Below are 7,538 nucleotides of genomic sequence, written 5' to 3'. Positions count from 1 at the left end.
GTCGGCCAGTTCAGGATCGCGAGCGATCTCACGTACTGGTGCAGCTACGCCGGGGCGGTAGGCCAGCGACAGGTCGCGGGCGGTAGCAGTGGCCTTGGTGAGCTCGACACTCAGCTTCCCTGGACGAGGATTGGCATGATATTCGAGAGCGGCAGTTTTCAGAGCAGACCGTTTGGCATTCCGCTTTTTACTGTTGGACAGACTGGTCAGCGAGGATACGCGCCTCGCAAAGTCCCCACAAGACTGAGCAGTCACCCCTGTCAAGCGCCCTGTCCTACGACTTTGGGCCAAGAGCCACGGCGCACAAGGGCTTGACTGTTCACAATCGACAGAAAAAATGTCTACAATTTTTCTTCAGCGTGCACTTTGAAGCATCGAAGGATCCGTCAGTGGCAGCAACCAACGCGGTTGGCCCTCTTGCAATCCACCGCGCCGCGAACGATCCACCACCCAGCCACGAGCCTCGATCTGCTTGCCCTTCAGAGACTGCAAGCGGGCATTGTCGAATTGTCCGACCAGATTGGGTGCAACGCGCAATACAAGTGAGTCCTGCAACTCGATCCAGATTCCACCGCGATTGCGCTGCACCTTGCTCACACGACCGCTGACCACGGCAAAACCCGAGCGCTGGATTTGCTCCGCTTTCAGTACAGGAGACTGCCGCCAGAGGCCCCGACCGGCCTGTCGCGCGCTGCGTTCGGCGGCTTGCTGACAGGTAGTCAGATCGACATTCGGCGCCACCGCGACCTGAAAACCCAGGCCATCGGCGAGCATTTGTGCTTCGAGACTGGCGCCGCTGACGCTATAGAGGTGAGCGAGCGTACGCCCGTAATGGTCTTTGGCTTGCTTGCCGAGGCGCAAACCGACTCGTCCGTCACTATCGGCCACCAGCGATTCCAGACGTTTGCGTGCCGCCACGGCAAACGGTTCGTCGCTGCGACCCTGCTTGCCCAGTTCAGGCGTGTTGAGGCCGATCATGCGCACACTGCGACCGTCGGTCAGACGCACGGTGTCGCCATCGACCACGCGCTGTACCGTCACGGCGGTCACTCCCGAAGGCGTCGGACAGAGCGCTTGAGCGCTGGACAGCCAAATCGCGGACATAAAAAAGGCGCCCGCGAGGGACGCCTTTTTCAGCAGTGAGGAAAAGCCCACCGGGCCTTTCAACCTTACTCTGCTGCTGGAGCAGGTTTCTTGCCGAAAGCACCGAAACGGTCGGCGAAGCGCTGAACGCGGCCGCCAGTGTCCAGAGTCTTTTGCTTACCGGTGTAGAACGGGTGGCATTCGTTGCAAACGTCGATCGCCAGAGGCTTGGCCAGGTTCGAACGAGTTTCGAACTTGTTGCCACAGCTGCAGGTAACTGCGGTGACTTCGTATGTTGGATGAATATCAGCTTTCATGATGTCTTCCTCAGGCTAGCGTGCCGCCACTCAACACTATTGTTGAATACCGCACGTAATTAGGCCGCGGATTCTACCAGACAATGTCAATCGCGCAAGCTGTCCCTTAGACCGACCGTCTGCTAGGCTCCCGGTCCAATACGCGATCCTGTAGGAGTGAGCCTGCTCGCGATAGCGGTGTATCAGACGACATAAATGTTGAATGACAAACCGCTATCGCGAGCAGGCTCACTCCTACAAGGTCATGTGCCTAGTCTTACAGTCTGTTGATCGAGATCCCCCCGCGTGCCCGACGCCATTCTGCGCCTCGCCTTGCCTTCACCCCTGCGCCGCCTGTTCGACTACCGAGCACCGGCCGGTGTACTGCGCGAGCAATTGCAGCCAGGCATGCGCCTGCGCGTACCGTTTGGCCGGCGCGAGATGATCGGGATTCTGGTCGAGATCACGGACACCAGCGAAGTGCCGGTGGAAAAACTGAAACCGGCGCTGGCCCTGCTCGATGCCACGCCGCCGTTGCCACCGGCGCTGTTCAAACTGTGTCTGTGGACGTCGCAGTATTATCAGCACAGCCTCGGCGACACCTTGAGCTGGGCGCTGCCGGTGCTGCTGCGTCAGGGCGAGCTGGCCGAGGCCCGGCAGGAGCGTTTCTGGTCAGTGGTGCCGGGCGCCAGCGTTGACGATCCGCGTATCGCCCGCGCCCCGCGCCAGCGTGAAGCACTGACAACACTGGCCCAGCACCCGCACGGCGTCGCCCATCAGTTGCTGAGCAAACTGATGTTGAGCAAGGACAGCCTCGATCTGCTACTGGCGAAAAATCTGGTGCAGGTGGAAATCCGCCGCCATGCACCCGGCGTGCGTCATGAGCATTGGCTCGCGCAACCGGAATTGCCCCTCAATGCCGAGCAACGCGCCGCTTATGAAGCGATTCGCGCCGGTTTCGACAGTTATCACGCCTTCCTGCTGGCGGGCGTCACCGGCAGCGGCAAGACCGAAGTCTATTTGCAGTTAATCCGCGAGACCCTCGAAGCCGGCAAGCAGGCGCTGGTGCTGATCCCGGAGATCAACCTCGGTCCGCAGACCCTGGCGCGCTTCGAGCAACGCTTCAATGCGCGCATCGCCCTGCTGCACTCGGCCGTCAATGATCGCGAGCGTCTCGAAGCCTGGCTCGCGGCGCGTGATGGCGAGGCTGACATTATTATCGGCACCCGCTCAGCGCTGTTCACCCCGATGAAGAATCCGGGGCTGATCATCATCGACGAAGAACACGACGGCTCTTATAAACAGCAGGAAGGTCTGCGCTATCACGCCCGGGATCTGGCACTGGTGCGTGCGCGCCAGGAAAACATCCCGATCGTCCTCGGCTCCGCGACGCCTTCGCTGGAAAGTCTGCACAACGCCTACACCGGTCGTTACGGCCTGTTGCGCCTGAACGAACGCGCGGGCGGTGCAAAGCAGCCGCGTTTCCTGCGCCTGGACGTGAAAAGCCGTCCGCTGGACAGCGGCATTTCCGGGCCGATGCAGCAGGCCATCGGCCAGACGCTGGCGAATGGGCAACAGGTGCTGGTGTTCCTCAACCGTCGCGGCTTTGCGCCAACGTTGCTGTGCCACGATTGCGGCTGGATGTCCGAGTGCTCGCGTTGTGATGCGCGAATGACCGTGCACCAGCGTTACGGCGAACTGCGCTGCCACCACTGCGGCTACGTCGAACGCACGCCGCGCCAGTGCCCGAAGTGCAACAAGGTTGATTTGCGCCCGGTTGGCGCCGGCACCGAGCGGGCCGAGGAGCGTCTGGCCATTCTGTTCCCCGATTACCCGGTGCTGCGGGTTGATCGCGACAGCACTTCGCGCAAGGACGCGATGAATCAGTTGTTCGCCACGATTCAGAAAGGCCAGCCGTGCATCCTGGTCGGCACGCAGATGTTGGCCAAGGGGCATCACTTTCCACGGGTGACGCTGGTGTCGATTCTCGATGCCGACGGCGGATTGTTCTCCGGTGACTTCCGCGCCAGCGAACGCATGGCGCAGTTGATCGTGCAGGTCGCGGGCCGGGCCGGACGGGCGGAGGAGCCGGGTAAAGTGATCATCCAGACCCACCTCGCCGACCATCCTTTATTGGTGCAACTGACCGAGCAGGGTTATTTCGCCTTTGCCGAGCAGGCCTTAAGCGAGCGTCGCGCCGCGGGTCTGCCGCCGTTTGCGCATCTGGCGTTGTTGCGTGCCGAAGCGCACAAACCGGGGCAGGCGGAAGGTTTTCTTGACGAGGCGTGCAGCGAGGCCGAGCGCTTGCTGGTCGAGCAGGGTCTGAGCGGGATTGAACTGCTGGGGCCAGTGCCGGCGCCGATGGAGCGTCGCGCCGGACGCTATCGTGCGCAGCTTTTGTTGCAGGCGACGGCGCGCGCACCGCTGCATCGATTGCTCGCCAGTTGGTTGCTGGTACTGGAGCAAATGCCGAGCGGGCGGGCGGTGCGCTGGTCGCTGGATGTCGATCCCGTCGATTTGTATTGATCGGTAGATTGCCTTCGCGAGCAGGCTCGCTCCCACAAGGACTGCGCTGTACCTGTGGGAGCGAGCCTGCTCGCGAAAGCGGTCTATTTGTCACCACACATCCACATCCTGCCTGCTAAGGTTGGCAAGCCCGTCTTCGCAACGGATAATGCCCAGTTTTTCCACCCGCGCATCGATGCGCCGCCGCGCTTGCGGTCGAAAGAGAAGACCATGAAAGACACCATTCGCCAGCTGATCCAACAAGCCCTCACCCAACTCGTCAACGAAGGTGTGTTGCCTGAAGGCCTGTCGCCGGCGATCCAGGTGGAGAACGCACGGGACAAGACCCACGGCGACTTCGCCAGCAACATCGCGATGATGCTGGCCAAGCCTGCTGGCATGAAGCCACGCGATCTGGCGGAAAAAATCATCGCCGCGCTGCCGTCTGACGAGAACGTCACCAAGGCCGAAATCGCCGGCCCGGGCTTCATCAACTTCTTCCAGAACACCCAGGCGCTGGCTTCGCGCCTCGACGCCGCGCTGGCCGACGCTCACGTTGGCGTACGCAAGGCTGGTCCTGCGCAGCGCACCGTGGTCGACCTGTCGGCACCGAACCTGGCCAAAGAGATGCACGTCGGCCACTTGCGCTCGACCATCATCGGCGATGGCGTAGCCCGCGTCCTCGAGTTCCTCGGCGACGAGGTGATCCGTCAGAACCACGTCGGCGACTGGGGCACCCAGTTCGGCATGCTGATGGCCTATCTCCAGGAAAACCCGATCACCAGCGACGAGCTGTCCGATCTGGAAAACTTCTACCGCGCCGCCAAGCAGCGTTTCGACGAGTCCGAAGAGTTCGCCGACCGCGCCCGTGGTCTGGTGGTCAAGCTGCAGGCCGGCGATGCCGAGTGCCTGGCGCTGTGGACCAAGTTCAAGGACATTTCGCTGTCGCACTGCCAGAAGATCTACGAGCTGCTTAACGTCAAACTGACCATGGCCGACGTGATGGGCGAAAGCGCCTACAACGACGACCTGATCAACGTGGTCAACGATCTGAAAGCGGCCGGAATGCTGGTCGAGAGTAACGGCGCGCAGTGCGTGTTCCTCGACGAGTTCAAGAACGCCGACGGCGACCCGCTGCCAGTGATCATCGTCAAAGCGGACGGCGGCTACCTGTATGCCACCACTGACCTGGCGGCCGTGCGCTATCGCAGCGGCAAGCTGAAAGCCGATCGCGCGCTGTACTTCGTCGATCAGCGTCAGGCCCTGCACTTCCAGCAAGTGTTCGCCGTGGCGCGCAAGGCCGGTTTCGTGACCCATCCAATGGAAATGGAGCACATGGGCTTCGGCACCATGAACGGCGCCGACGGCCGTCCGTTCAAGACCCGTGATGGCGGCACCGTGAAGCTGATCGACCTGCTGACCGAAGCGCAGGAGCGTGCCTACAACCTGGTGAAAGAGAAGAACCCGGAGCTTGCCGAAGACGAACTGCGCAACATCGCCAAAGTCGTCGGCATCGGCGCGGTGAAATACGCCGACCTGTCCAAGCATCGCACCAGCGACTACAGCTTCAACTTCGACCTGATGCTGAACTTCGAAGGCAACACTGCACCATACCTGCTGTACGCCTACACCCGCGTGGCCGGCGTGTTCCGCAAACTGGGCAAGGACTTCAGCGAAGTCGATGGCCAGATCGTTCTCGAAGCGGCGCACGAGCAAGAGCTGGCGGCAAAACTGGCGCAGTTCGGCGAAGTGCTGAACAACGTGTCTGAAAAAGGCACGCCGCACATCCTCTGCACTTACCTGTACGACGTTGCCGGTCTGTTCTCGAGTTTCTACGAGAACTGCCCGATCCTCGCCGCCGAAACCCCGGCTCAGATGCAGAGCCGTCTGCGCCTGGCCGCGCTGACCGGCCGCACCCTCAAGCAAGGCCTGGAGCTGTTGGGTCTGGAAACTCTGGAGCGTATGTAAGTTGGCTGCCAAGAAAAAACCTGCACCCAAACGTGGCGCCAGCCGTTACCAAGCTCCTGCGAAGCAACCGATTCCGGGTTGGCTGTGGATGGCCATCGGCCTGACGGTCGGTGCGTTCATCGTGTTCCTGATGAAACTGGAGCCGGGCAAGGGCAGCGACACGGTCAAGCGTGAAAAGGTCGAACAGGCGCAACAGCAGAAAGCGTCGAAGATCGCCGAGGCCAACAAGACCCCGCCGAGCCCGACGCAACCGGTGAAGCCGAAGTACGACTTCTACACGCTGCTGCCGGAATCGGAAGTGATCGTGCCGCCGGACGCCGTGCCGGAGAAAACCCTGCCGACGCCACAAGTGCCGACGACTCCGGTCACTCCGGCGGAAGCGGCAAAAATCGACACCGCGCGCGCTCAAGCGGCACTGGCCGGGATTACCCCGCCGCCAGCGCCACCGGTGGCCAAAGCGGCACCCGTGACCAAGTTCTTCCTCCAGGCGGGTTCGTTCCGCAAGGAAACCGATGCCGACAAAGTCCGTGCGCAGATCATTCTGCTCGGTCAGGCGGTGGCGGTTGAGTCCGGCACGGTCAAGGATGAAACCTGGTATCGCGTACTGGTCGGCCCGTTCAGCAACCGCGAACAGCTGACAACGGCACAGAAACAACTGGCTGGCGCCGGCTTCAGTAACCTGCTGTTACAACAACGCCAAAGCCGCTGACCTGACGCCGAACGCAAACTGTTCGGCGAACTTTGTGGCGAGGGAGCTTGCTCCCGCTGGGGTGCGAAGCGCCCCCAAACCCTGTGAATCCGGTGCCTCAGATAGACCGTATCGGCAGGATTTGCGACTGCTGCGCAGCCGAGCGGGAGCAAGCTCCCTCGCCACAGTTGTTTGCATCCCCCCGATATCACCGCTCGTCCCCTCTCCTGCTCTACGGTTGAAATCCTCTCCAGCACCCCCATATGAATGGGCATAAGGCACTTTCGCCCCGCTGTGTGGAGACTCTTCCCTTGACCACCATCGTTTCAGTCCGCCGTCACGGCAAAGTCGTCATGGGCGGCGACGGCCAGGTTTCTCTCGGCAATACCGTGATGAAAGGCAACGCGAAAAAAGTTCGTCGCCTCTACCACGGCCAGGTCATCGCCGGTTTCGCCGGTGCCACCGCCGATGCCTTTACCCTCTTCGAACGTTTCGAAGGCCAGCTTGAGAAACATCAGGGCCACCTGATCCGCGCCGCTGTCGAACTCGCCAAAGAATGGCGCACCGACCGCTCCCTGAGCCGCCTCGAAGCCATGCTCGCGGTCGCCAACAAAGACGCGTCCCTGATCATCACCGGCAACGGTGACGTGGTCGAACCGGAAAATGGCCTGATCGCCATGGGTTCCGGCGGCGGCTATGCGCAGGCTGCAGCCAGCGCCCTGCTGAAAAAGACCGATCTGTCGGCCCGTGAAATCGTCGAAACCGCTTTGGGTATCGCCGCCGACATCTGTGTATTCACCAACCACACTCAGACCATTGAGGAGCAGGATCTCGCTGAAGAAGCCTGATACGGCCCCTGTGCCACGGCTTTTTTCTGCTTGAGGACCGCCAATTATTATGTCCATGACTCCCCGCGAAATCGTCCACGAACTCAACCGCCACATCATCGGCCAGGACGATGCCAAGCGCGCCGTCGCGATTGCCCTGCGCAACCGCTG

Annotated in this window: 7 protein-coding genes and 1 pseudogene; 5 read left to right on the top strand and 3 right to left on the bottom strand. The window is 61.5% G+C overall.

Translation table 11 applies throughout. From position 1 onward, the window contains the following. From ACIOWE_RS29355 to rpmE, 3 genes and pseudogenes are all read right to left on the bottom strand, one after another. Nucleotides 1-201: pseudogene (locus ACIOWE_RS29355) on the bottom strand (malate dehydrogenase); the annotation flags it as partial. Nucleotides 202-354: 153 nt separating this feature from the next. After that, the gene (locus ACIOWE_RS29350; protein WP_401398432.1) at nt 355-1,155 is read right to left on the bottom strand and encodes a thermonuclease family protein; all 801 of its coding nucleotides are present in this window, start codon (nt 1,153-1,155) and stop codon (nt 355-357) included. Nucleotides 1,156-1,169: 14 nt separating this feature from the next. Then, on the bottom strand, nt 1,170-1,400 hold the full coding sequence (gene rpmE, locus ACIOWE_RS29345; RefSeq protein ID WP_103305455.1) for a 50S ribosomal protein L31: 231 nt from the start codon (nt 1,398-1,400) through the stop codon (nt 1,170-1,172). Between the two features lie 285 nt (nt 1,401-1,685). On the opposite strand from rpmE, the gene ACIOWE_RS29340 reads away from it, so the two are divergent. The 5 genes from ACIOWE_RS29340 to ACIOWE_RS29320 all read left to right on the top strand — a co-directional run. Then, entirely contained in the window at nt 1,686-3,905 is a 2,220-nt protein-coding gene (locus ACIOWE_RS29340; protein ID WP_201235894.1) for a primosomal protein N', read from the top strand. Between the two features lie 210 nt (nt 3,906-4,115). Further along, nucleotides 4,116-5,852 carry an arginine--tRNA ligase gene (argS, locus tag ACIOWE_RS29335; RefSeq protein ID WP_401398430.1) on the top strand — a complete coding sequence of 579 codons (1,737 nt, stop codon included), beginning with the start codon at nt 4,116-4,118 and terminating at the stop codon, nt 5,850-5,852. A gap of 1 nt (nt 5,853) precedes the next feature. Then, nucleotides 5,854-6,561 (top strand): SPOR domain-containing protein, encoded by a 708-nt coding sequence (locus ACIOWE_RS29330; RefSeq protein WP_103307342.1) that lies wholly within the window; start codon nt 5,854-5,856, stop codon nt 6,559-6,561. Between the two features lie 290 nt (nt 6,562-6,851). Next, a complete protein-coding gene (hslV, locus tag ACIOWE_RS29325) occupies nt 6,852-7,388 on the top strand; it encodes an ATP-dependent protease subunit HslV (RefSeq protein WP_003220875.1) in 537 nt (178 codons plus the stop codon). 49 nt (nt 7,389-7,437) lie between these two features. Next, nucleotides 7,438-7,538 (top strand): hypothetical protein (locus ACIOWE_RS29320; protein WP_401398434.1); only part of this gene is annotated, 101 nt, incomplete at its 3' end.

The organism is Pseudomonas sp. NPDC087598, from assembly GCF_044743525.1.
Classification (GTDB): domain Bacteria; phylum Pseudomonadota; class Gammaproteobacteria; order Pseudomonadales; family Pseudomonadaceae; genus Aquipseudomonas.
This window is presented reverse-complemented; position numbering and strand designations above follow the sequence as displayed.